The following is a 25873-nucleotide window of genomic DNA, read 5'->3' as shown; positions in this document are numbered from 1 at the left end:
ATAAAATAATAAACTGTACCGACTCAATTGTCGCGAACTGTACCCACATTTTAGTTTAATAATCCTGTAGCTTTGAATAAAAAAAGAATCTAAATGGAGATCATTTCAAAATTCACAGTAGGATCAGATCAGGGGATCGACAATCTCTTTGCCGTTATGAGACCTTATATCAGAAATGCCTATCACGAAAATATTTCACCGGAAAAAATAGAAGAATACCTTAGCGAACATGTTGAGTATAGAAAAATGATCAATATTTTAAACGATCTGTCAACTCAGCTTATCATGGTATTTGCGGACAATGAACCCGTTGGCTACTGCCTTTTTAAAAGTGGCTCCACTTATTCCGGCTCTTCTGAAGGAAAAAGAATGACGGAGATTATAGATTTTGCCATACTTCCGGAATATGATCAACCCGAGGTAAGACAGTCATTATGGAGCAAAAGCAGATCAGCTATTACATTTACCGATAGTATATGGATCAGTATTGCTGAAAATAGCCCTATTATTTCATTTTTAAAGGATCATGGATTTATTTTTAAAGAAAATATCATTTTAAAAGCATTTTCCCTTCCTGGCCATATTTACGAATTGGATATAAAGAAAACTTAAAGCAGTCTCAGGGCAGTGTGATGAACTTCGTTAAAAAAAGAATAATTCACACCCAGTTTAAATAGAACCATTTAATTAATTGTACCTTACATAAATATACGTGGAGCTGCCGATATTTTGATTTTTAAGTTCTGTTGCCATTCGCTTCGCTTTATGATATTGTTGTATAGATGGCGTGCAGCATTTAAACTTCAATACTACTATGAATGGATTCGCTTTTGATAAACCCCAAAAAACATACCCGGAATTTCTTGACCATTTCAAAACTTCATTAAATACACTTTTTCAGGAAGAAAATATAGATCAGCTTAGCCTTTCGCGGGGTCTACCTCCTAATGTATGGAAGGAGATCATGAATTTAAAACCACTCTCTGTTGCAATTCCGGAAGAATTTGGAGGACGGGGATTACACGTAAAAGAATGTCTGGGAGTCCTATCGGCTGCATCTTATGAATCACTCTCTCTGTCCTTAACATTTGGAATCAACATCGCCCTTTTTCTTGAGCCTCTGGCAAAATATGGCAGTGAATCCGCAAAAGGCCCTGTTTTCAACGATTTTTTAAATCATAAGGCGATGGGAGGATTAATGATCACAGAGCCTGATTATGGAAGTGATGCACTCAATATGAGGACACAGAATGAGCTGATAGGAGATTATTATCATGTAAAAGGAACAAAACATTGGCAGGGATTAACAGGAATGGCGGATTACTGGCTGATTACTTCACGAAATTTAAATGCTGAAGGAAAATTGTCAAGAGATGTTGATTTCTTTATTGCAGACACTCATCAAAAAGATCAGAATATTCAGGTTCTTGAATATTATGACAATGCTGGATTATACATGATTCCTTATGGCCTTAATAAGATTGATATTAAAGTTCCGGAACATTATAAGCTTATTCCGGAATCTACGGGCTTAAAAATAATGTTAGATACTTTGCACCGCAGTCGGTTTCAGTTTCCAGGAATGGGAATGGGTTTTCTGAAAAGAATGCTGGATGAGGCTACCCAACACTGCAAAGATAGGATCGTAGGAACTTCTAACCTTTTTTGTCTGGATCAGGTTCAGTATCAGCTGTCAAAAATGCAGTCATTTTTTACCCTTTGCTCTGCAATGTGTGCAAAAAGCTGTAAAATAAGCGGCATTGATAATGATGTTTCCGGAAGTGGTATTCATGCCAACAGTATGAAAGCTCTGGTCACTGATATGATGCAGGAATCCGCTCAAATATATGTTCAGCTTTCCGGAGCAAAAGGATACAGAACTTCCCATATTGGAGGTCGAGGAATTATGGACAGTCGTCCTTTTCAGATCTTTGAGGGTTCCAATGAAATGCTATACACTCAGATATCAGAAGGAATTCTGAAAGACATGAAGAAAAAGAAAACGGAACATTTCGGAGATTATCTGGCTGTAAATGAGTTAACACAAAATGCTTCTAAATTATACAGCAAAGAGTTGAATTTCAAGATCGATGCAGTAATATCACAGAGAAAAATGATCGATTTAGGAAAAGTAATTGCGCGAATTATTACTGTAAATGATTTATTAGAATTAAATAATTCAGGATTTAATCAAGACCTTACAGATCATACCATTCAGATGATAAGACATGAAATTGTAAGTATTCTCGCTTCCATGCACCACCATAAAAACCTTAACGCATTGGATGATATCCATGAAAAAAGCAGTTGGATGGCTTTTTCATAATATGTTTTTTACGATAATTTAATAATCCCTGTAAATAATGTGCAGGGATCCAGAGTATGTGATGCTTTGTTAATGCATTAGATTCAGTTATTTTGCCAACCACCGGCTCTGAGTTCCCTTTCGATCTCATTAACATCAGGTAATGGAATATGATAACTTTCATGAATGTACTGGATAATACTCTCATCCGTGGCGTCATCTATTTTCCTTATAAAAAGTTGATTGTTTGATTTTAAATACTCAATAAATTCTTCCGGACTTTCGGTTGTACAAAATTTCTTTCCAATTACAGCCCTCTTATCATCATTTACGATAATATCATGAAAAGAAGTATTCATTAGAACAGTTTGAAAAAAAGAATCTCCTGGTAAAAGAGTGTTTAGATAATAATCTTCAAAATCCATTACTTTCTTATTATTACTTAAAAAAGCGCAAGTGTCTCTGGTAAGAATGACCCACTTGCCCCCAATATAAGGAACAACTCCTTTCATAAATTCTCTTTTATAGATTAAAGAAGATATCTTGTGCGCCAGTTCTGTGAAATGATTTTGTATCCTCTGCAGGGTATCCGGTCTGTAAAATTTTTGATCATAATAGAATAAATAGTTTTTACCTTTACGGATACTGAGAAACTGACGAATGATATGTTGTGATTTTAAAGGATAATCTTCACCACTTAAATTAATGAAATAATCCCAATCCTTACTTACATTCAACAAAAACTCCATTGCATCCAGCTCAGCCTGGATCATACTGAATCCCCCGGAAGTAATATTCATACTTTCCAGAATATAGGCATTTGGAAACTGTACCAGAAACAACTGAATTTCCTCAGTTACCTCTGCACTAGCCTTTCGATCGATATGAATAAGATAAAACTGATCCCTGGAATATATCTTGTGAAACAAGTTAACAAATCTTTCCGGTTTATCATGAACCATAATAAAGTAAGCAATCTTCACTGATTCCGGAGAAAGACTTCTGAAAGATTGTTCTTGGGGCTGGTTGATGGGATATGGTCGCATGGTTAGAAGATTAAAATCATCTGCACCTGCAAACAACTTAGATTACATATAAAGTTACAAACAATTTTTTGAAAATCAATCATTTAAAACATAGTTTATTCCATATTTTTTTGTATATTTGCATATAATAAATAAACAGGCCTCTGCCTTTGCTTTCTGTTACAGTTTAGAATACTTATTTTTTTCTTTCAGTTTTTGCTTTTTCAGCTGCCAAAAATTAACCCTTATTTATTTCATGAATGAATATTTATATCGGCAACTTTAAAACTCAAACAATAGAAAAACAATTTGAACATCCTTTTACTCCTTTAGGAGATTTACTCTCAGTAGAAATTACAAAAGAAGACCATTCCGCAGGCTCAAGGGTTTACGGGCGTATAGAAGTGCTCAACTAACACGAGGCATGACACGCTATTGCAAACTCAGCAACGATCTTTATATATTCAGATTATTGGTGAACAAAGCAAAATAAAATAATGGAAAGACGAAGAATTAATTCTTTATTTTAACCATATACCAATAGTAAAATAAATATTTCAATTTCTGATAAAGAATTGATAAAAGGTCGAAGATTCGGCAACCCTTATAGATGAATTTCAAGAATTTAAATTTAATAAATCCCATTATCCGCGCTGCAACAGAAGCAGGATATTCAAAACCTACAGAAATACAGAGTGGTGCTATTCCACAAATTCTGATTGGTAGAGATATTCTTGGTTATGCTCCGAAGGGAACGGGAAAAACGGCTGCATTTGCAATGCCGGTTATTCAATTACTGAAAAAAAGTTCTCCTGAACATAAAGAAGTACGAACTCTTATATTAACACCTACTCAGGAACTGGGTATTCAGATTGAAGAAAACTTCAGAGTGTACAGCAAATACCTTCCATTGTCCCAACTTACTATTCATGATGGAACTTCACAAGGAAATCAACTTGCCGCTTTAAGGATAAGAGTGGACGTTCTTATAACAACACCTGCTGCACTACTCGATCTAATTAACCAAAGACATATTAATCTTTCCAAGATCGAAATTTTGGTTTTGGATGAAGCAGACAGAATGCTTGATATGGGTTTTATAAATGATGTGAAGAAAGTTCTTAAACTTATTCCTCAAAAAAGACAGACCTTACTTTTTTCTTCAACAATATCAGAAAATATTCGGAAATTTGCTGACATGCTCTTAAACAATCCTATAGAAATTAAGGCAAGTCCTATTTCTTCTACAGCGAAAATTGTTGATCAATCAGTATTTCTTGTTGAAAAAAAAGAAAAAACGGATAGGCTATATAATGCCTGCAGTCCGAAAAAATATTTCAATACAATAACTAAATAATAAAATTAATTTATGGCAGATTCTTTCTCTAAAAAAGAAAATTTCAAGAAAAAAATTCAAAAACAAAAAGAAAAGGCTTTACGTCGTGAAGACCGTAAAACTAATAACAATAAGGGAAAAGGACTTGATGAGATGTTAACATATGTTGACTCATATGGAAGACTTACCTCTACTCCACCTGAAGAAACACATGAAATCAATCTTGATGATATCCAGTTAGGAGCTGCACCTATTCCCGAAGAAGAAATCCGTAAGACAGGAATTATCACTTTTTTCAGTGATAAGGGTTATGGTTTTATTACTGAAGATAAAAGTAAGGAAAATGTATTTTTCCACACCAACAACTGCACGGAACTAGTAAAGAAAGGAAATAAAGTATCATTTGAAAAAGAGAGATCTCCGAAAGGATTTTCTGCTATTGATATTCAATTGGTCAAATAAATAATAATAACAACAACAATTTTAATACAATTACAATGCAAGAAGGCACAGTAAAATTTTTTAACGAAACAAAAGGTTTCGGATTTATTTCTCCATCAAACGGAGGAGAGGATATTTTTGTACACGCTTCAGGATTAAGCACTAGAATCATTCGTGAGAATGATAAAGTGACTTTTGAAGTACAAAAAGGTGAAAAAGGATTAAACGCAGTAAACGTAAAACTTGCATAGTTTTCCAGATATTTCAATAAGATAATATCAAATCACTCATAAGCCCCATTTTTGGGGCTTTTTTATGTATATATGCGATCCCTTAGATTAGGAAAAGGATTTTTCAACAAAGTTAATCTGAACCTTTCAACAAAATAGAATATTAAGATTTTGGCAGAAATTTGTATCAGAAAGCTAAAGCAATTGTTGCTTTACCGGGAGTCAATAGAAAGACCAGTAATGCAAAAGCTAAAACGGTATTGGGTTGGCAACCCCAGACTAATGAAGATGCTATTCTGGCCACTTTAAAAAGCTTAGTTCAATACAATTCACTACAACAACTTGACCAAGATCTTTCATTTCTTGATTGAATATTGTAACTTGGAAATTATAAAAACACCCATATGAATAGCATTATTGCCAGAGCAAAAAGCATGGTAAACAAAGATCTTTTGCCAGAATGTCCACAGAATAACAAAGCCATCAAAGGCAATAAAGATTCCATGGTTGAGAACATTTCTGAAATAAAAAATATTAACACTTTATTAAAATGAAGAAAGTGATTAAAATATTTAAGAGAATATTTGTTGTATTAGCAGTTATCCTGGTGGTTCTTAGTGTAACCATCTTTTTCTATATGAGGCGAGCGGAATTTGGATCTTTACCTGAAGGAAAACGTTTGGAGCTCGTGAAATCTTCACCCCATTATAAAAATGGCCGATTCAGGAATCTGGTGGAGAGACCTACAATTACTAAAGGATACAACATGATGGGCGTATTGTATAAAACACTGTTTACAGAATTCCCCAATAGATATCCTATTGATTCCCTTCCTTCTGTGAAAACGGATTTAAAAATAATTGATACTCAAAAAAATGTGTTAGTATGGTTTGGACACTCTTCGTTTTTCCTTCAACTGGATGGCATAAAGATCCTTGCAGATCCTGTATTCAGTGGAAAAGCTTCCCCTTTACCGGGCGGTGTAAAAGCCTATAAAGGAAGTGACATTTACACAGTGAATGATTTACCAGACATCGATTATTTACTTTTATCCCATGATCACTATGATCATCTGGATTTTGAAACTATAAAAGCACTACAAAACAAAGTAAAATTCGTCGTTTGCGGACTTGGAAATGGGGCTCATTTTGAGCGTTGGGGCTATACACCAAAGCAGATCATTGAGAAAGACTGGTATGAATCCGTTGATGTAAAACCCGGATTTAAAATACTGACAGAATCCACCCACCATGATTCCGGTCGCGGTTTTACAAGCGGACAAGCTTTGTGGCTATCTTATTTCATTCAGACACCCTCAACGAATATTTATTACAGCGGTGATGGCGGACGTGATAACCGCTTTAAAACAATCGGTTCAAAATATGGAAAAATAGATTGGGCAATTATGGAATGTGGCCAATATAACAAAGCCTGGCAGTCGGTACATGAACTCCCTGAAGAAGTTGCTCTGGCTACAAAAGAGCTTAAAGCACAAAACCTATTACCTGTACATAATTCTAAATTCACCCTGGCAAATCATCCCTGGAAAGAACCTTTGGAAAAAATCTCTGCCCTGTCTAAAAATCAACCCTATCGTTTAGCAACCCCTATGATCGGTGAGTTGGTAGAATTAGATAATCCTCAACAACCATTTAAGGAATGGTGGAAAAATGTCCGTTAATACTTATTTCCCTTTGAATGATCTAAATTAGTATATCTTAGAAATTGACAGAAATAAAATCGTGTTAGATAGGTCCTGAGATATCTCCGGAACAGTTTATTCCTGAACGTTTCTTTTTGTTTTTAATTAAAGGAAAAATTAATGGTTATGATGGACAGCAAAATTACACCATGAACCCCAGAGAATTTTGTACTGCTCGCAAGAACCGTCTGGCTCGATATAACAAAGAAAAGATAAGGACTAATTTGAAAAAGTAATTATTGTTTTTATGAGCCGTTTCTCATTTTTCTTTTGCCTTTAAAAACATTTTGGAAATGCACCACGGGATTTGGTGAAGTAAGAATATAATCGGGATATTATTCTATTGTATTAATATCTATAATATTTCGCATACTATCTAAACATTGAGTTTCCATGAAAATCTCTAATATTTCATTTGGTAAATCACCAACCGTCATAGGTTTTACAGGACTTGCAACTAAATGATATTGACCATCAAGAAAATTATTAAAATTACTTTTATCAAATGAATATAATCCTTTTTTGGTCATCGAAACATAATCTGTTAGATACCTTTCATCGGCGCCAGTTCCAGATCTTTTGATCAATAGTGCATCTAATTCAGGATTAATTACAAAATCTGATATTTCAGGCAAGTTCCTAAAATAAGAAACCATTTTTTTATGATTTTCTGCAGACTTAGCCACTGAATCTGGTAATTTCCCTCCTCCGGACGCCATGAATCCGATGTATTTACCATCTGTGAGAAACCAATCTATATCTAGGGTCTGTTGTTCTATTTCTGTTATTATCATCTTTTACAACTATTAATATTATTTCCTGTCCTTTTCTAAGATATTAATTAACTCTCTTGAATTAATTAAACCGATGTAAGAATCAGTTTGTAACCATCTCCATTTTAAACGCTCAGGTAATTCGTGTAATGATTTATCATCATCGATAATAATTAAATCATCGGGATCCATTTCATTATCATTGATCCATTTCTCTATTTCTTCTCTTCTTGATATTTTAATATTCAACGGTATATCTACAATAGAGATTTCTTTAAATTTAATATTTCTCCTAGGAAAATATTTTTCCATTCAGAAATAGTAAATCTAAATCTGTGAGAAGTTGATAAAATAATCTCTATATTAAAATCATAAAGAGAATTTATTATTGTAATAGCAGCGTCATTAAACTTATAAAATCCATCTTTCTCTATATCAACTTTTTTATAAGGATTAGCATGAACCATCACTCCATCAATATCCAAAAAAAATTTCATAATCAAATTTAATAATATAGAATATATTACAAATTATTAAGAGTGTCAATTAATCCTTGATAGGAGCATTCTTTTTCACCCTTTAATAACTTGCCTGGCTTATATTCTTCTACAACTATGTTGTACTTTATCTTGATATTATAATGAAAAGTAAATATATATACTAATTTTTGTTTTTCGTCAATCCTATGGCAGTGGTATCTGCTTCACAAAGATCAACAATTTCAAAATCTTGTAATCACTCTTCTTTAATTTTCAATAGAAAATTATTTATTTCTACTGTCTTATTTTTCATTATCTTAAAATAAAAAAGCCTCTTCAAAAAAATTTAAAGAGGTTTTATAATTGATTTTAATATTAAGATTACTTCTTTATTCCGATTTTACTCCAGGTATTCAATACAAAAAGCAAGATCAATCCGATAACCGCTGAAGCAATTGAAAAAACAAACTTCAGATTATCTTCTGATAAAACTTCTGACTGCCAGTCTAACGCATAAAGATTAATTGCGATGAAAACGATAAATAGTACTAAAAATACTTTATAAAACTTCTGCATGATTCTTAAAAATTAATATAGTTCTGCACCAATTGGGCAAAGTTAGCGGTAAATAATTTAATTGAAATTGCTAAAAGGATGATTCCGAAAACTTTCTGCAAAATTGCCAATGTGGCCTCGCCCATTTTTCTTTCCAGCCATTTAGCTGATTTCAGCACCAAATATACGAAAATTGTATTGAGAATAATTCCACAAATAATATTAATATCATGAAATTCAGCTCTCAACGATAATGTGGTAGTTAGCGTTCCTGCTCCGGCAACAAGAGGAAAAGCAATAGGAACAATAGACGCCGATTTAGCCTCTGTTGTTTTATTAATTTCAATTCCTAAGATCATTTCCAAAGCAATAATAAAAATTACAAAAGCACCGGCAATAGCAAAAGAATTAACATCCACTCCGATGAATTTCAAAATTTTATTTCCCACAAATAAAAAGACCATCATAATTACTCCTGCCGTTATCGATGCCCTTCCAGCCTCTATTTGCCCGAATTTCTGTTGCAAACTAACAACAATGGGAACAGAGCCTATAATATCGATTACAGCAAAAAGAACCATAAAACAGGTTAGAACTTCTTTTAAAGAAAAATGATCAAAAACTTCCATCTTTTGTAATTAAAAATTTCGCAAAAATATGAAAAAAAATTGACTATTTGCTAATCTTAGAATACAAATTAACAATAGCAACTAAAAGTTCATCAATTCCCTCTGAAGATTTCACAGGTGAGAACTTTTCAATCTGAATCTTTTGTGAAAGCGTTCTATACTCTTCAGCAATAGCAATCCCTTTATAACTTTCTAAAAATTTTCCAAAATCTTTTGTAGAGCCCTGAAAATACTCTTTTCTAACTTCTTCATCTAATTCATCAACCGTCTGAAAGAACTTTTGATAATCTTCACTATCTTTAAGATTCTCTAAATAACTGAAATAATCATTGACATCAGTTTTCAGTCTTTGTCTTATTTCATTTTCTGTTTCAGCAACTGATCCAAGAGGTTTCATCGGTACAGTTTCTTTAATTAATTTACGTTTTTTTTGCCAAGTCTTAAATAGAATATATGCAATAAATAAGCCTAAAAGAATTCCAATATTCGTTAAAAGGATACTCCAATGGAACTTGTTTTTCTCTTTAACTTTAAATGTTGTAGTCTTTAATACCGGAGTATCTACCGTTTCCAGGAGAGTATTGGTATATTCATTTACTCTTTCAACCGTAGAGCGGGCTTCCATAATCTGATCATGTGAAAAAGCGTTTACGGCTAATGTTTCCTGACCCAGATCTATATATTCCTTACTATTAGGATTAAAGAATGCAAACTGTTCAGTTTTAATTGATATAGGACCTGCTTTCTTGGGAATCACAACATAGTTTGCTAAAACCTCTCCTTTTATTCCAGTCATATCAGGAACTACTTTCGAAGTGATCTTAGGTGCAAATAAATCATAATCCGGAGATTCAACAATTTTTGGCAAAATCATATCTGTTAAATTTCCTACACCGGAAACCTTTACAATGATATTCAATGGTTTCTTAACCTCTACTTTTTCGTTGGAAGTATTGTAAACGCTCACATTGAAATTTCCTACTGCATTTTTAAAATACTCTGGTGAACCTTCGGGTAGTTTTTTTACATTAAGCTTAACCTTATTTGACAAAATTTTATTCTTGTTCGCATATGTACTTACAGAAGCTGAAACAGAGGGAACTTCGACATATCCTGCTTCATTTGGAAAAACCATGAACATAGCTAAAACCTGCGAAGCCATATTTCCGTAACCTGAAGGATCAATTTCTGATCTGTTGAAATTAATGGGATGAACATTGATATTATCCTGATCCGGAAGATGAATATTTTTCACCTTTCTGAAGTTGTCTATATTTTTAGAATAAACTTTTAAAACGGCAATAGTTGGTTGATCCTGATAAACCTCTCTGTCTTCAATCTCCATATTAAGATAGACATCATTTGAAGCATTAGCAACAGATTTTTTTTCAACATCTTTCACAAAGATGTCGAAAGGTTCGGTTTTATAAATTTTATTATTTATGGTAACAAGTACAGACCCGATTTTTACTTTTCCTTTCTGTTTAGGTTCAAGGGCTACTCTGGTTACATATTGAGTAATCACAGTATTGGTTTCAGGATCCATATAGCCACTGCTTACAGATCCACTACCCACCATATTAAATTTTGATAGATCGGGTAAACGAAGTGGTGTTTGCTGATTATATTCACTCCCATTCAATTCAAGAATAATGGTAAGGTTTACAATGTCCTTGCTGCTGTAATCTGTTTTATCTGGGGTTACGGAAATATTTACCTGTCCGTAAGAAATTACGGAAGTAAGGATAACCAGTATGTAAAACAGTTTATATTGCATCACCAATCTTTCTCATTGCTTTCAGGCATTGAGTAAGAATCTTTATTTAAAATTCTTTTGGCGGTCTCTTTTTCTTTTTCGCTTACTTTATTCAATATTGCATTTTCAAGATCTTTTGGCATTTTACCTTCATTATTCTGGTTTTGGTCAGGATCATTGTTCTGCTGACTTTCACCTTGATTTTGCTGGCCTTTGCCCTGATCTTGTTTTTGATCTTTTGGATTGCCTTTTTGATCATCATTTTGTTGTTGGTCTTTACCACCGCCACCTTTTCCAGATTTACTCTGTTGGTTTTTCTTTTGCTGGCTTTCTTTTTCCTTCAACTTAGCAATTTCATAATTCTTTCTCGTAGCTTCGTTATAGGGATCCTGTTTTAAGGATTGCTTATAAAAATCTGCAGCTTTATCAGGTTGATTCATCTGCATATAAGTATTCCCTAAATTATAAAGAGCCGCTGCTTTATCCGGCAAGGTCTGAGATAGCTTTTGTGCTTTTTCAAATTCAGTCCTGGCCTCTTCATATTTTTTATTTTTATACAATGCATTTCCTAAATTGTAATGTGCTGTAAAATCTTTTTCATTGGATTTTATAGCTTCCATATATTTAGAAGATGCGCCATCATAGTTTTTACCATTGAATTTTTGATTGCCTTCATACACCAAAGTCTTGTAGTTTTCCTGAGCAAACAACGTCCCTGACACTAGAAAAGCAATTATAAACGATAAAAAAATGATTTTAGTATTCATTATATGCAAAATTATTCCTTTATATGTTAATAAACAGGCTTTTATTTGTTAAAATTGGGTTAAAGTATCTGGTGAAAAAATAGGAAAAAAACTAGAAAAATCACACATTAAAATCTCTTTTTGGATTGAAAATGTAAATTAGGAAAAAAAACAATAAGGACACTGCTAAAAAGTATTGATAATAATGATTTGCGTTTTGAGATTTTACCAGTGTTTCTGAGGAAGACATTTTTTTATTTAAGGCATCAATAATTCGGTCTGGTGTTTCATTGATATTATTACCATCAACGTATGATCCACCTGTAGATTCTGCTATTTTTTTTAGTGCTCCGGTCTGTCTTTTTGAAATAACAGTTTCTCCCGCTCTATCGGTTTTATATCCCATTAACTGGCCAAATACATATTCCGGGACTGGCGCTCCTTCATCCGAACCTATTCCTACAGAAGTAACCATAATACCCTCCTTATTAGCAAGTTTTATTGCTGCATTATCATTCCCTTCATTATCTTCTCCATCACTTAATAAGACAACCTTCCGGGCTCCTTTGCTTACATTTTTAAACTTACTGACCGCTGCCTGCATGGCTTTAAGAAAATCGGTTCCCTGGATTTGCATAGAATTCGTTTCAATTGCGTTGATATACGTTTCAGCGGAAGTATAATCCGTTGTCAAAGGCATTATAGAAGTAGCTTCACCTGCAAAAATCACAATTCCTATTTTATCACTTTTCATCTTCTGCATCGTATTGATCATTAGATTTTTTGCCTCATTCAACCGATTTGGATTGATATCCTCCGCATTCATCGAATTGGAAACATCAAGCATAAAAATGACATTATTTAATTTTTGATTGGTTTTAATTTCTTCAGAACCATTTAATAAATCAATAATTGCAAAAATTAAAAAGAGGGTTCCCAAAAGATATAAGACGGGAAATACTTTGGTAAATCCTGATTTTTTTTCAAAAAGATCTTCATGAAACTGATTATCCGCAAAAATCACTTTTCTTTTATCCTTCCAGTTCAGGTAACGAACCAATAAAAAACCGAGCAGCGGCAAAAGCAACAGCAACAACAAATACCAATAATTCCCTAAATACCAATCCATCAACTCAAAAATTTATAAAAAAACCATCTTAGAAATGCATCAATAACGAGCATCCCTAAAGCGATCCACAGGAAAATTTTAAAATATTCCTGATAATTATACAGTTTGGAAACTTTCACATCAGACTTTTCCAATTGGTTTATTTCGTCATATACTTCTTCCAGACTGCTGTTTGAGGTAGCCCTGAAATATTTACCTCCCGTTGTCTGAGCAATTTCTCTTAAAATAGGCTCATCAATTTTAACTTCTGTTTCCGTAAAGACAAGATCTCCGAAAATATCGGTTTGGGTTGGCATTAGAGCGTATCCATTTGTTCCAATCCCAATAGAATATACTTTGATGTTATTATTCTTTGCCAGCTCTGCACCCACCTGAGTAGGCATCGCATTTTCAATGGTATTTACACCATCTGTCATAAGGATAATAATTTTACTTTTTGCTTTACTATTCTTTAAATGGTTTACCGCTACAGAAAGTCCCTCGCCAATAGCTGTTCCCGGCTGAAGTTCCAGTGGATTAAGATTCTTTAATTCATCTATCACCACCTGATGGTCAGATGTCACAGGAACCTTTGTAAATGCCTCCCCTGAGTAGGTCACCAAACCTAATCTGTCATTAGGTCGTTTTTCAACAAATTTTATTGCAATATCTTTAAGAGCCGTTAATCGGTCGGGTGTTAAATCTTTAGCAAGCATACTTAAAGATACGTCCACAGAAAGCATAATATCAATTCCTTTTGTATCATCTCTGTCTTGAGAGATCGTAAAGGTTCTTGGTCTTGCCATCGCAATAATAAGTGCAGAAAGTATAATATACTTTGATATTTTAAGTAAAAATAATACAGCCACAATTCCATTGCTGCTATCCATACTTTTTACTGTAGGTACTTTTATACCTTTTTTCTTCTGCTTGCTTATGTCTCTAAACAAAAGAGGAATAAACAACAGAAAAAGCAGAAAAAACCAGGGGCTATAAAATTCGAAATTAAACATCCTTTCTTAAGTTTTCAAATTCCAGATCTTTTGATGATCTTTTTACAAACTCTCTGATATCTGCAAAGTCATTTTCCATGGTCTTCTGATCAGGGAAAGTTTTGGCAAACTTCACTAAATCTCCCCTTAGAAAGACCTCTTCAACTACCTTTTCATTCTCCAATGATATTGTATTATTCTCTTTCATTAAATGTACAAGATCATCTGTAAGCAATACATCCGCCGGTAAATGATATTGTTTAGTGATAAATTTTCTTGAAATTTCAATTAATTCAACATAAAAAGAACGATAATTTCCTTCTTCTATATATTTTTTCTTTTTAAGCGAGTCCAGTTCCTTCAGTGTCTGATTGGTAGCTACGACAGGAGAGCTTTTTGATTTCCTTCCCCACTTCAGATACATAATGATTGCAATGATAAGGGCAATAACCGATAAGGCAGCCAAAATATACCATTTATAAAGCTCCCAATAATCTTTAGTTCCCAGTTTTACTTCTTTATTCTTCATGATATCATTAATCTGATCCCCTTTTTGGGCCGTATTAATGACGTCTATTTCATAAGGAATGGTTTTTAATATTTTATCTCCTACTTTAAATTCGAGTTCAGGAATGGTAAATTTCCCTTCTTCATAAACAGCAAATTCGATCTTTCTCTCATATAAATCTGGCTTAGTACCAATGCTGTCTTTCACCTCTTCAAAATGGAAAGGCAGCAGTTCATTTTTAGCTGCTGCACCCACCTGCTGATTGTTCAGGTTATCAATTTTAATAACAAAATGATTCACTTCTCCTAAAGCAAGAGTCTGTTTTTCAAGATGGGAAGAAAGGATCTGTGAAAAAGTATTTACACAGACCAGAGAACATATTATAAATAGTATTTTTTTCAATTTCAATTCAATTTTGGCTGAAAAGCCCTACCTGTTTTTTATTATTGTGCGTTCTTAAAATCACACCTGTTGATACAATTACTTTTTTTGAAAATAATTATATAATAATTTTGAATAATCTTCACCTGCAGCTACATTCATAAAACTAGCAGAGCTGTTAGCAAAATCTTCTTCTAATGCCCGTACTTTTTGCTTTTGTGCCTCCGCAAAGGTATACCTCCATCTGGCACTTGATGTATTTGCCCAAACCTGCTTTCCTGTTTCCGCATCATAAAATAATGCATATCCTACATCCGGAATCTCATTATCCTTTTCGTCATAAATCCTCATTCCCAATAGTTGATGCTTCTTTGAAGTGACCCTCAACATTTTAGAATCATATTCATCATCAAAATCCGAAAAGAGAAAAACGAGTGATTTTCTTTTGAAAATTCCCATCATGTACTCTAAAGCTTTATCAACCTTTGAAACCGCAGGTACATAATCTGCAGTTAAAATATTACTGATAATGGAAAGGATATGTTTTCTCCCTTTTTGAGGTGGAATTACTTTATATACTTTATCTGCAAATAAGATCAATCCTACTTTATCATTATTTCCTGCAGCTGAAAATCCAAGGCTCGCAGCAATCTCTGCTACATATTCTCTTTTGAGCTGTTTTTTTGTTCCATAGTCCATCGATGCCGATATATCGACCAGAATCATCATTGTCAGTTCCCTTTCCTCTTCCATTACTTTTACGAAAGGTTCCCGGAAACGAGCTGTTTTATTCCAATCTATCCTACGGATCTCATCTCCAAACTGATAAGGACGAACTTCAGAAAAAGTCATGCCCTGCCCTTTAAAAGCACTATGATATTGTCCCATTAAAGTAGCCTCCGTTTTCTTGCGGGTACGGATTTCTATCTGTTTTACTTTTTTTACAATATCTTTTATCTGCATAGATTAATTGGTAATTGAAAGTTGAAAATGGAGAAGTGAAAGTGATGAACTACAAATTATTTGTGCTAAACCAAAAATTTTCAACTTTCAACTTTAAATTTTCAACTTCTTGCTTTAGTCTTTAAACTCAATGGATACATTAAGCCACTCATCATCAAATTTAGGGTTGTACTTTTTATAGAAGTTAATCGCAGACTCATTCCAGTTTAATACCTGAAACATCATTCCACTATAATTATTTGATTTTCCGAATTCCACGGTAGCATCGAATAATTTCTTCCCAATCTGTTTTCCTCTCATTCTTTCAGTCACTACCAGATCTTCTAAATACAATCTCCTTCCTTTCCATGTTGAATATCTGTTATAATATAAAGATATCCCCACTATTTCATCATCAACTTCCGCTACAAAAGCTCCCCAGACAGGAGAACTCCCGAATCCGGCATCTATAAATTCCTCTAAAGTAACAGTAACTTCATGCAAAGCCTTTTCATATTCAGCAAGTTCTTTAATAAGCTCCAACATTGGAACGCAGTCTTCCTGAAAAGCTTTTCTTATAACAACATCATTCATAAAATAATATTAAGGAGCTTGAATTTTAGCCAAAATTCTATTAACGATTTCTTCTGATGAAATTTCTTCTGCTTCAGCTTCGAATGTTAAACCTATTCTATGTCTTAAAACATCTTTAGCCAATTCTTTTACATCTTCAGGAATTACAAATGCTCTTCCTCTTAGAAATGCATAGGCTCTTGAAGCTATTGCTAAGTTGATGGAAGCTCTTGGTGAAGCTCCGAAACTGATATAATTTTTAAGATCTGAAAGTCCATAATTCTCAGGATAACGGGTTGCAAAAACCATATCCAGAATATATTTCTCGATCTTTTCATCCAGATAGATCTGATTGATAAGCTCTTTTGCATCTACAATATCCTGAAGACCTATTACTGGCTGAACGGTAGGCTGGTGAGAGGTAGAGACCATTCTCATTACCTTTCTTTCATCTTCAAATTCAGGATAATCTATTTTACACTTCAGCATAAAACGGTCACTTTGAGCTTCAGGTAATAAATAGGTTCCTTCCTGATCAATCGGGTTTTGAGTGGCCAATACCAAAAATGGCTTAGGAAGCTTCATGGTTTCATCTCCAATCGTAACCTGTTTCTCCTGCATCACTTCCAACAGTGCTGACTGTACCTTTGCCGGTGCACGGTTGATCTCATCTGCAAGTACAAAATTAGCAAATACAGGACCTTTCTTTATGGAGAAATCATTGTCTTTAATATTGAATATCATCGTTCCTACAACATCAGCAGGAAGTAAATCAGGAGTAAACTGGATTCTGGAGAAATCACCATGAACAGCTTCTGCCAAAGTTTTTATAGCTAAAGTCTTGGCTAAACCGGGTACACCTTCCAAAAGAACATGTCCATTCCCCAAAAGACCTACCAAAAGGCGGTCTATCATATATTCCTGTCCAATAATAACTTTGTTGATTTCCTGTCTTAGAAGAGAAAACAAGTAATTCTTTTCTTTTACCTTCTCTGTTAACTGACGAATATCTTCTGCTTGGTATGTATCTGACATAGCTTAATTTAAAATAATTGGTAAATTTCTAATAAATACTCGCATTAATCAACACAATAAATGCCATTTTTGAGTTAAAGTTTGTTAAATATTCCAGCGTTTAAAGAAGAATCCAGTGCTGTTCTATTACTTCAACACCATCTATCACAACAATTCTTCATGCCTATAATTGACTATAAAAATCGACAAACATGATGAAATAATATATGTTTATTTGGAATATTAAAGTTTAGTCACTGTAATAGTAAAAGTATCTTCCGCGACATCTGTTGTTTCTTCATACGACCCTACGTTTATGTAATATTCAGTTCCTGCTGTTGTGGTAATAGTTATCGTTTCAGCAGCAGCAGCACCTCCATTATCCACCGTATTTACGCATACTAAATTGGTACAAGTACCACTATATATCCCTATTTGAGGGTCAAAAGCACTACCTGAAGGCATTGTTACTTTAATGGTATATTGACTACCATCGCCAACAAATTTAAACCAGGTGCCATCATTCATCGCATCAGCACACACACTGATATTCCCAGCATTATTAGTAGTGGATATAGCATCACTTTGTGTATAGGTATAAGGGAAAACAGACGCTAACAGAGCTCCCGAACAAGCATCATTTGTCGGTACTGGAGGAACTGTTTTAAAAATAACATCTGCACAACCAGACGATTCAACACCACCAGAAACAGAAGTAACTGTTAAATAATAATTAACTCCGGGATTAAGTGCCGTTGATGGAGAAAAATTAGTAGCAGTAACTACTTGCTGGTTAATAACATTTGTTCCTCCCGGAGTGGTTCCTATTGAAACTTTATAAGAATCTGCTCCTGAAACTGGAAACCATTTAATATTGGGGGATAAAGGAACTGATGGGGCATTATTTACAGGATAAACAACAAAAGGACAAGCAGGAGTAGTTCTTGGTGTTAATCCTAAAATTGTAACCGATGATTTATAATCAGCTCTTATTCCTCCTGGTGGAGACGCCGGATCAACAACTGCATTATCTCCTTTATAATAAAGAGTAGAATATGGAATATGATCATAAACCCGGAAAACTTCGTCAAAATTATTAATATCAATACTTGGAGCGTTTTCTTTTGCAGCTACAACTAAATTATCTGTATTATTATAAGCAAATGGTGTTGTAAAAGAAATTTCTACCTTACCATTATTATTGGTTATTGTTCCTGCAAAAACCTGAGTAAGTTGTGAAAAAGGTATCCAGTCTGTTCCGGATGTGAAGGATGTTTTTGTTGTGTGCCCAAGATAGACCGTCCAATTTGAAGAATCATTAATACTTGCGGAGGAATCCAAATAAAATGCAAGTCCTGTAATATTTCCTGCAGCATTGGTATTTATTTCCTGTTTAGGATATATCTGCTGAACGTACGAATAGGAAAAAAAACTACTTATTGGTGCTGTTCCGACATTTGTACTTCCAATATTTAAGTTTATTTGAGCATTAAGCATCAATACTGCTGATAACAAAGACAAAAGTAATATTTTTTTCATATATGATAGAATTAATAAGGTATGACATGCTAATTTAGCATTAAAGTTTTAATTTTTATAATAAAAATGATTAATTAACCATACATCTTAATATATTTGTATCAAACACCAATAATATGCACAAAAAGCTATTTTTTTTAAGTCTTCTTTTTATTGGCCTTTTCAAATCACAGACCACAACAATGACGAATGTGATTTCACAGGCAACTTATTATGATGGCTATGCAGCTACTGTATCAACTCCGGTACCTCCTGGATTAATCCGACTATCGAATACAAGATATGCAAGAAAACTTACAGATGCTGAACTCGATTCTTTTAAAGCAAAGATCGCAATGAGAGTGACTATAGGTGCTCTATGCGACAATTATGACCGTCTGGGGAGCGTCTTTTTGGCAATGGTTCCTAAAAACCAACCCACATACACCATCAACGATGCTAATGTAAAAAGAATTGAAATTGGGAGATACATTACTCCATTTATGAATAAAAACCGCTCTCCTCTAGAGGTTCCTTATACTTATGACCTGAGTAATTTGTACAACGTATTTCATGATACCGGTTTACGCAGCACATCAGATCTATATATGGAACTCGATGTTTTTGGCGTTCCATATGCGGCGCAGACTCAGGTCGCAGGATGTTCTGGTAGGATTGATGTTTTTTCCGGAACACTAACTTTTTTTTCAACAAATACAGGAGCAACGTCAACAGATCATAATAGTTTGGTTCCTATACTTACTTACAGCAGGCTTAATAATTATAATAGTACTGACGTGACCGGTGAAACCGTTAGAATAGTAAATTTTAACCTTCCAACTGCTGTTAGCAATGCCCGCTTTTTTGTAATATCAACCCCTCATGGTGCCAATAGTGGTGGCGAGGAATATGTAAGAAGACAAAACTACACATACATGGATGATGTCCAGGTACTGACTTATACACCAGGGGGAATCTCTTGCGAACCTTATAGAGTCTATAATACGCAAGGTAACGGAATTTATGGAGCTACTCCAAAAACATTCGCAGACTGGACCTCATGGAACAACTGGTGTCCTGGTAATTCTGTTCCGATCAGAGGCTTTACATTACCTACAATGACTGCCGGCAATCACACCCTGAAACATACAATACCAACAGCTGTTTTCAATCAGCAGCAAGGAGATGTTTATTTATCAGTCTATATGCAAGGTAAAAGCAATGCTGTTTTAAATGTAAGTGATGTTAAAACAATAGACGTCAACATATACCCTAATCCTACCTCCGATTTCGTTAATATAAAATCAAAAGCAGATGTAGCTTCGATCAGTCTTTTCAGTATAGATGGAAAAAAACTATCTGAAAATTACAATGAAAACAGGATAGATCTTTCAGTTTATAGTATAGGAATTTATTTTTTGAATATTGTGCTAAAAGATGGAACCACTTTTAAACATAAGATCATCAAAAAATAAACATGAGAAGAGTTACCAATGCGGTGTAACAACCTACTAAAGTACAATTACTTTAACTCATATCTCCAAATCACATGATTTGAACAACAATAAAACCCACCTTTGAATTTTTTTCACTGGTGGGATTTTTTTGCAAAAAAGAAAATAATAAAGACCGCATTTATTAGGATTTACAAACTTTTACTTTAATACTCCAGCCAAAAAATTGTCATTTTCAGTTTATTAAACTATTTTTGGTGATTAAAATTTTTGTAAAATGAATTATCATTTTCAAGCTCACAGACAGGTAAGAAGAAACCTTTTGGAAATATTGCAAAATACCTCCCATGAAGATCTTTTGCTCATCCCGGATGGCTTCAACAATAACATGTACTGGAATATTGCACATACTGTTGCAACACAACAGCTTCTGCACTATTACCTAAGTGGTAACCCCTTCCGAATTGATAAATATTGGATTGAAACTTACAAAAAAGGAACCTTACCGAACTTAAATGTTCAAAAGTCTGAGGTTGAAGATCTGGAGTTTTTATTAACCGAAACTTCAAAAATTTTAATGAAAGATTATGACAGTGATTTCTTTGCAGATTATACACCCTATACCACAAGTTTTGGTATGGATCTGAAGAGTATTCAGGATGCTATCATCTTTAACAATATGCATGAAAGCCTTCATTATGGCTATATCATGTCACAGAAAAGAGCAATTTTAGGAGAAAAATATTAAAATGACAGATAAGAAAGACGATTTTATTTTCGGGCTACGCCCCGTAATAGAAGCTATTGAGGCGGGAAAAACTATTGACAAGATCTTTTTGCAAAATGCACTTCAAGGTCCTATTTATGCTGAACTGAAAACAGTTTTAGCACAAAATAAAATACGTCCAAACTACGTTCCAATTGAAAAGCTGAACCGTTTTACAAGAAAAAACCACCAGGGGGTTGTTGCCTTTATTTCGGATGTTCCGTTTCATAAAATAGAAGACATTGTTCCACAACTATTTGAAGAAGGAAAAACTCCTTTTTTATTAATTCTTGATCGATTGACTGATGTAAGAAATTTTGGTGCCATTTGCAGAACAGCTGAATGCGTGGGAATTGATGCCGTAATTATACCTGAAAAAGGAGCTTCTCCAATTAATTCAGATGCCATAAAAACTTCAGCAGGAGCTATCTACAATGTAAAAATATGTAAAGAAGCGAATTTAGCACACACTGTGGATTTCCTTCAACAAAGTGGAATTGCAGTCTATTCAGCTACTGAAAAAGCACAGAAGTTGATCTATGACGTTAATTTTGCTGGACCTTGTGCTATTGTTATGGGTAATGAGGAAACAGGAATATCCAAAGAAGTTTTACACCATTCGGATGAAAAAATAAAATTACCAATTGAAGGGAAAACTCAATCTTTAAATGTCTCCGTAGCATGTGGAGCGATTTTATATGAAGCAGTAAGACAGAAAATGTCTGTGATTCCCAATCCATAGACAACAAAAATAGTAGTAAAATTAAAAAAATATTAAATGAAAAATATAGCAGCGATAGCGCTAATATCAATAGCATTAGTTTCTTGTAAAAAAGAAACAGCAAAAATTACAAAAGTAGATCCAAAAACAGGGAAAACCATTACAGTGGAAGTTCCGGCTGATTCAATTGCAAAGGTTGCAGAGAATGCTGCCATTAAAGATTCGGCAGGCGTCTATAAACAAACTTTCAAGCTTGAAATAGGAAAAACATATCCTTTAACAACGTATCAGAGAGATGTAAAGACAATGACTGACCCACAGGGAAAAACATTGAACGGAACAAGTGAATCTACTGATGAGATGAGTTTTACTGTAAATGATGTTAAGAATAATGTTTATGATATTACGCTGAATCTTATTGCCAAGAGAAATTCTCAGACTGCAGAAGGAAAAACAATTGTGGTAGACACCAAACAACCTATTCCTAAAGAGGATGATCTTAAAATGATCTGGAATATCAACAGAGCTCTTACAAGCAACAAGCTGAGCATGAAAATGGATACTAAAGGAAATGTAATTTCCATTACAGGTTTTGAGCCTGTTTATACTAAAGTTTCCAATGCAGTAGGTACTTTGGTAAAAGATGCCAATCAAAAAGCAAGTGTTGTAGCTAGTCTTAAGGAAAGCTTTAATGAAAAAGTATTGAAAGATCAGTTCAGTAAAAACCTTACTATTATGCCTAAAAAAGGGGTAAAAGTTGGAGAAAAATGGACTAATACAGAAAATGCTGATCCAAATGGTAAAATTAAAGTTACCTCAAACTATCAGTTAAAAAGTGTAGGTAACGGTGTTGCTGAAATTGCTGTAACAGGTGGAATTCCAAAAAAAACAGACAAACAGGCACAGGGACCTATGACTCACAGCATCAGCAGTGAACTGGAACAAAATGGTACTATTAAGTTTGACGAGAATACGGGATGGATTACCAACCAAAATATCACGGTAAAAACAACTCAGGTAGAAACTATTTCAGACGGAAAACAATCTCAGTCCATGAAAAGTGTTTCTAATTCTTCGGTCATGGTAAATCCATCTGCTAAATAGTTTAGGTTTATAAAATTTAAAAGATATGAAGTGGATTCTTGAGCTAGTACTTACCGCTATTATTATGTTCTTTGTCTGGAATATTCTTAGAAGACTTTTCTTTAAGACCTTCTATAGTTATAGATTCAATAACCAGAATAATAAAAAGCAGGATATACAAAACTCAAACAAGGATATTAATAAGAAAATCAACTGGGACGCAGAAACTGTTGATTATGAAGAAGTAAAAGAGACTAAGGATAAAAGATAAATTCCAAGAAAATAAAAGATAATAACCAGCATGGCGAAAAATAAAAACTTAATTTATATTGCAATTTCATTAGTTGTATTTATAGTTTTAGCATTTTTATATTCCACTCCTGTTTTTACAGGGAAACAGCTTTTCCAACATGATATCGTTCAGTATCGAGGGGGTGCAAAAGAACTTCTCGATTATAGAGCTAATTATGAAAAGGAAACCTATTGGAGTGATTCTATGTTCGGAGGAATGCCAACGTATCAAATGGGTAGCCAGTTTAAAGGTGATATCATAAAAAAAATCGACAGTAACCTGAACTTTCTTCCAAGACCTGTTAATTATCTGTTTTTACTTTTTGCTGGATTTTTCCTCTTAGGAATGGTTGTGGTCAGAAACTGGAAATACGCTTTATTAGGAGCCACTTTCTTTGGTCTTTCAACCTATTTTTACATTATAATTGCAGCGGGACATAACGGTAAAGTTAATACTATTGAATATTTCGCACCGCTTTTAGCCGGTATTTTACTGGTTTATATCCGTAAGAAATATATCGTCGGATTTATTGTCACGACGCTATTTATGGGATTACAAATTGCGGCAAACCATCCGCAGATGACCTATTATTTATTTCTTGCCTTAGGATTCTTATTTATCTCAGAATTGATCAGAGTTATTCAGAAAAAGACTCTGATGAAGCATTTCCTTATTTCTTCAGCTATTATTGCAGCTTCCTGTGTAATCGGTGTTGGAATGAATTCACAGAGAATCATGGCCAATTCGGAATATATCAAAGAAACCGTTCGTGGAAAACAAATTTTAAATACCGATAGCCATACTGCAGGAAAATCAGGAATGGATAAAGAAAGTATTCTGTTGTGGAGTTATGGAAAACTGGAAACACTGAACTTATTTATTCCAAGGTTAATGGGTGGTGGAAGCCAGGAGCCTGAGGCCAAAGAAATGATGAATAAAGTTCAGGAAATGGTTCAGGAAAATGTTTCCAGCCAGGAAGAAATGGACAGAATTTCTAAAGGCTTTGCTGGAATGACCTATTGGGGAGATCAGCCCGGAACATCAGGACCTGCTTATCAGGGAGCTATTGTATGTTTTCTGGCTCTTTTAGGCTTCTTTTTCGCATGGAAAAAATACCGTTATTGGATTTTAGGTGCTTCCATTCTTACCATATTATTGGCCTGGGGAAGTAACTTTATGCCATTATCGGACTTCTTTATAGATTTCATACCATTTTATAGCAAGTTCAGAGCCCCATCTTCTATTTTAGTTGTTGTTGAACTCTTATTTCCATTAATTGCTATTATTGGATTGTATAGATTCTTTACGGATGAAAAATTAACCGAAGAATATAAAAAGAAAATACTTTTTTATGTAGGAGGTGGAACGTTAGGATTCATATTAATTCTTTTAATCTTTGGTAAAGGTTTGTTAGGTTTTGCCACAGACAACGAGAAGCTATATTTCCCTCCTTTCCTACTGGATTATCTGGTGGATGAGAGATTTAAATTATTCAAAATAGATGCAATCAAAGCATTTCTTTACGTAGCAATAGCGGCTGTAGTTCTATTCCTTACTATGAAGAAAAGGTTAAATCAGAATATTGCTTTAGTTATAATTGGTGTGGTAAGTTTATTTGACCTATGGACCGTAAACAAGCGATATCTGAATGACGAAAACTATGTAGATAAAGTATTTGCTGAAAATCCATTTCAGACTGAAAGCTCTGATCTTCTGGCAGAAAAAGTACAGGCTAATCCGGCTCTTGGATCTATTTTAGCTAACGTGAATGTCAATAAAACATTAGAAACAATTGCTGAAAAAGATAAAACACACTATAGAATTTTCAATAATATTTTAGGAACTTTCAGTGAAACGAATACTTCTTATTTCAAATCTTCTATTGGAGGTTATCATGCTGTAAAACTAAGAAGATATGATGATGTGATCAACGAGTATTTCCAGGTAATGGATTCTGTAAAAGTTCCGAATGTTCTTAGTCTATTGAATGCAAAATATTGGGTTCTTGGAGGTCCGGAAAAACCACAAACAATGCCAAATACAAAAGCCAACGGCAATGCTTGGTTTGTAAGTGATATCCAATTTGCCAATACACCGAATGAAGAAATAAAATCAATTGGTGTTATCAATAGCAAAAGAACGGCAGTTGTTGCTTCTGAAGATAAATCATATTTTACCAATAAACCAGTTCAGGCTGATTCTACAGCATTTATTAATTTAACAAAATACCAGCCTAACGAGTTAGAGTTTAAATCTAAATCTAAGACTCCACAATTGGCCGTATTTTCTGAGATCTACTATCCTCATGGATGGAAGATGTTTGTGGATGAAAAAGAGGTACCTTATATTAAAGCAGACTATTTACTTCGTGCTGTTCATGTTCCTGCTGGAAATCACCACATCAGAATGGTTTTCGAACCCGAGGTTATTGAAAAAGGGAAATGGATATCTTTGCTTTCTTTCGGATTATTCATTGCTCTAAGTGGTTTTGGTATTTTCTGGGTGAACAAAAAGAAGAGAGACCTAGTTAAAAAAACTGCTTAA

General features: G+C 34.0%; 29 protein-coding genes. 14 read left to right on the top strand and 15 right to left on the bottom strand.

Annotation, left to right across the window (positions count from 1 at the left end):
* Nucleotides 1–93: 93 nt before the first annotated feature.
* Together NG806_RS21455 and NG806_RS21450 are read left to right on the top strand one after the other, a co-directional pair.
* Complete coding sequence (locus tag NG806_RS21455; protein WP_214832017.1) at nucleotides 94–612, top strand: hypothetical protein; 519 nt, start codon at nucleotides 94–96, stop codon at nucleotides 610–612.
* 202 nt (nucleotides 613–814) lie between these two features.
* Nucleotides 815–2326, top strand: coding sequence for an acyl-CoA dehydrogenase family protein (locus NG806_RS21450; RefSeq protein WP_214832019.1), 1512 nt, complete (start codon nucleotides 815–817; stop codon nucleotides 2324–2326).
* 83 nt (nucleotides 2327–2409) lie between these two features.
* Here NG806_RS21450 and NG806_RS21445 read toward each other — a convergent pair whose 3' ends face one another.
* Nucleotides 2410–3351 carry a beta-1,6-N-acetylglucosaminyltransferase gene (locus tag NG806_RS21445; RefSeq protein ID WP_261511283.1) on the bottom strand — a complete coding sequence of 314 codons (942 nt, stop codon included), beginning with the start codon at nucleotides 3349–3351 and terminating at the stop codon, nucleotides 2410–2412.
* 589 nt (nucleotides 3352–3940) lie between these two features.
* Between NG806_RS21445 and NG806_RS21440 the strand changes: the two genes are divergently transcribed.
* The 6 genes from NG806_RS21440 to NG806_RS21415 all read left to right on the top strand — a co-directional run bounded on the left by NG806_RS21440 (nucleotide 3941) and on the right by NG806_RS21415 (nucleotide 7018).
* Nucleotides 3941–4687 carry a DEAD/DEAH box helicase gene (locus tag NG806_RS21440; RefSeq protein WP_214832024.1) on the top strand — a complete coding sequence of 249 codons (747 nt, stop codon included), beginning with the start codon at nucleotides 3941–3943 and terminating at the stop codon, nucleotides 4685–4687.
* 12 nt (nucleotides 4688–4699) lie between these two features.
* Nucleotides 4700–5128, top strand: a complete 429-nt coding sequence (locus tag NG806_RS21435) for a cold shock domain-containing protein (protein ID WP_214832026.1) — start codon at nucleotides 4700–4702, stop codon at nucleotides 5126–5128.
* Between the two features lie 35 nt (nucleotides 5129–5163).
* The gene (locus tag NG806_RS21430) at nucleotides 5164–5358 is read left to right on the top strand and encodes a cold-shock protein (RefSeq protein ID WP_214832027.1); all 195 of its coding nucleotides are present in this window, start codon (nucleotides 5164–5166) and stop codon (nucleotides 5356–5358) included.
* A 161-nt stretch (nucleotides 5359–5519) separates the two neighbouring features.
* Nucleotides 5520–5708, top strand: coding sequence for a hypothetical protein (locus NG806_RS21425; protein WP_261511282.1), 189 nt, complete (start codon nucleotides 5520–5522; stop codon nucleotides 5706–5708).
* Nucleotides 5709–5741: 33 nt separating this feature from the next.
* Complete coding sequence (locus NG806_RS21420; RefSeq protein WP_261511281.1) at nucleotides 5742–5891, top strand: hypothetical protein; 150 nt, start codon at nucleotides 5742–5744, stop codon at nucleotides 5889–5891.
* Complete coding sequence (locus tag NG806_RS21415) at nucleotides 5888–7018, top strand: MBL fold metallo-hydrolase (protein WP_261511280.1); 1131 nt, start codon at nucleotides 5888–5890, stop codon at nucleotides 7016–7018. Before NG806_RS21420 ends, NG806_RS21415 begins: the two co-directional genes overlap by 4 nt.
* Before the next feature lie 356 nt (nucleotides 7019–7374).
* Here NG806_RS21415 and NG806_RS21410 read toward each other — a convergent pair whose 3' ends face one another.
* From NG806_RS21410 to NG806_RS21350, 14 genes are all read right to left on the bottom strand, one after another.
* Nucleotides 7375–7833 carry a hypothetical protein gene (locus NG806_RS21410; RefSeq protein ID WP_261511279.1) on the bottom strand — a complete coding sequence of 153 codons (459 nt, stop codon included), beginning with the start codon at nucleotides 7831–7833 and terminating at the stop codon, nucleotides 7375–7377.
* Between the two features lie 18 nt (nucleotides 7834–7851).
* Nucleotides 7852–8124, bottom strand: a complete 273-nt coding sequence (locus NG806_RS21405; protein ID WP_261511278.1) for an HAD domain-containing protein — start codon at nucleotides 8122–8124, stop codon at nucleotides 7852–7854.
* Nucleotides 8070–8279 (bottom strand): hypothetical protein, encoded by a 210-nt coding sequence (locus NG806_RS23060; protein ID WP_390882594.1) that lies wholly within the window; start codon nucleotides 8277–8279, stop codon nucleotides 8070–8072. Before NG806_RS23060 ends, NG806_RS21405 begins: the two co-directional genes overlap by 55 nt.
* A 393-nt stretch (nucleotides 8280–8672) precedes the next feature.
* Nucleotides 8673–8867, bottom strand: a complete 195-nt coding sequence (locus tag NG806_RS21400; protein ID WP_214832038.1) for a hypothetical protein — start codon at nucleotides 8865–8867, stop codon at nucleotides 8673–8675.
* A gap of 5 nt (nucleotides 8868–8872) precedes the next feature.
* A complete protein-coding gene (locus NG806_RS21395) occupies nucleotides 8873–9475 on the bottom strand; it encodes a MarC family protein (RefSeq protein ID WP_214832040.1) in 603 nt (200 codons plus the stop codon).
* A gap of 43 nt (nucleotides 9476–9518) precedes the next feature.
* Nucleotides 9519–11252 carry a BatD family protein gene (locus NG806_RS21390; protein ID WP_214832049.1) on the bottom strand — a complete coding sequence of 578 codons (1734 nt, stop codon included), beginning with the start codon at nucleotides 11250–11252 and terminating at the stop codon, nucleotides 9519–9521.
* Complete coding sequence (locus tag NG806_RS21385; protein ID WP_261511277.1) at nucleotides 11252–11998, bottom strand: tetratricopeptide repeat protein; 747 nt, start codon at nucleotides 11996–11998, stop codon at nucleotides 11252–11254. The genes NG806_RS21390 and NG806_RS21385 overlap by 1 nt, the downstream gene beginning before the upstream one ends.
* Nucleotides 11999–12098: 100 nt before the next feature.
* Nucleotides 12099–13106 carry a vWA domain-containing protein gene (locus NG806_RS21380; RefSeq protein WP_261511276.1) on the bottom strand — a complete coding sequence of 336 codons (1008 nt, stop codon included), beginning with the start codon at nucleotides 13104–13106 and terminating at the stop codon, nucleotides 12099–12101.
* Nucleotides 13106–14098: a VWA domain-containing protein gene (locus NG806_RS21375; protein ID WP_261511275.1), complete on the bottom strand. Its 993-nt coding sequence runs from the start codon at nucleotides 14096–14098 to the stop codon at nucleotides 13106–13108. The genes NG806_RS21380 and NG806_RS21375 overlap by 1 nt, the downstream gene beginning before the upstream one ends.
* Nucleotides 14091–14987, bottom strand: coding sequence for a BatD family protein (locus NG806_RS21370; RefSeq protein WP_215174881.1), 897 nt, complete (start codon nucleotides 14985–14987; stop codon nucleotides 14091–14093). The genes NG806_RS21375 and NG806_RS21370 overlap by 8 nt, the downstream gene beginning before the upstream one ends.
* 78 nt (nucleotides 14988–15065) lie before the next feature.
* Nucleotides 15066–15929 carry a DUF58 domain-containing protein gene (locus NG806_RS21365; RefSeq protein ID WP_214832078.1) on the bottom strand — a complete coding sequence of 288 codons (864 nt, stop codon included), beginning with the start codon at nucleotides 15927–15929 and terminating at the stop codon, nucleotides 15066–15068.
* A 114-nt stretch (nucleotides 15930–16043) separates the two neighbouring features.
* Complete coding sequence (locus NG806_RS21360; RefSeq protein WP_214832080.1) at nucleotides 16044–16502, bottom strand: GNAT family N-acetyltransferase; 459 nt, start codon at nucleotides 16500–16502, stop codon at nucleotides 16044–16046.
* Between the two features lie 9 nt (nucleotides 16503–16511).
* Nucleotides 16512–17516, bottom strand: a complete 1005-nt coding sequence (locus tag NG806_RS21355; RefSeq protein WP_214832082.1) for an AAA family ATPase — start codon at nucleotides 17514–17516, stop codon at nucleotides 16512–16514.
* A gap of 222 nt (nucleotides 17517–17738) precedes the next feature.
* A complete protein-coding gene (locus tag NG806_RS21350) occupies nucleotides 17739–19034 on the bottom strand; it encodes a hypothetical protein (RefSeq protein WP_261511274.1) in 1296 nt (431 codons plus the stop codon).
* 116 nt (nucleotides 19035–19150) lie between these two features.
* Between NG806_RS21350 and NG806_RS21345 the strand changes: the two genes are divergently transcribed.
* From NG806_RS21345 to NG806_RS21320, 6 genes are all read left to right on the top strand, one after another.
* Nucleotides 19151–20488, top strand: coding sequence for a peptide-N-glycosidase F-related protein (locus NG806_RS21345; protein ID WP_261511273.1), 1338 nt, complete (start codon nucleotides 19151–19153; stop codon nucleotides 20486–20488).
* Between the two features lie 256 nt (nucleotides 20489–20744).
* On the top strand, nucleotides 20745–21215 hold the full coding sequence (locus NG806_RS21340; RefSeq protein WP_214832100.1) for a DinB family protein: 471 nt from the start codon (nucleotides 20745–20747) through the stop codon (nucleotides 21213–21215).
* A 1-nt stretch (nucleotide 21216) separates the two neighbouring features.
* Entirely contained in the window at nucleotides 21217–21975 is a 759-nt protein-coding gene (gene rlmB / locus NG806_RS21335) for a 23S rRNA (guanosine(2251)-2'-O)-methyltransferase RlmB (RefSeq protein WP_214832108.1), read from the top strand.
* A gap of 36 nt (nucleotides 21976–22011) precedes the next feature.
* Complete coding sequence (locus NG806_RS21330) at nucleotides 22012–23058, top strand: DUF6263 family protein (RefSeq protein WP_214832110.1); 1047 nt, start codon at nucleotides 22012–22014, stop codon at nucleotides 23056–23058.
* 25 nt (nucleotides 23059–23083) lie between these two features.
* Nucleotides 23084–23308: a hypothetical protein gene (locus NG806_RS21325; RefSeq protein WP_214832112.1), complete on the top strand. Its 225-nt coding sequence runs from the start codon at nucleotides 23084–23086 to the stop codon at nucleotides 23306–23308.
* A gap of 30 nt (nucleotides 23309–23338) precedes the next feature.
* Nucleotides 23339–25873, top strand: a complete 2535-nt coding sequence (locus NG806_RS21320) for a YfhO family protein (RefSeq protein ID WP_261511272.1) — start codon at nucleotides 23339–23341, stop codon at nucleotides 25871–25873.

It is taken from the genome of Chryseobacterium paludis (assembly GCF_025403485.1).
In the GTDB taxonomy this organism is placed as follows: domain Bacteria; phylum Bacteroidota; class Bacteroidia; order Flavobacteriales; family Weeksellaceae; genus Chryseobacterium; species Chryseobacterium paludis.
This window is presented reverse-complemented; position numbering and strand designations above follow the sequence as displayed.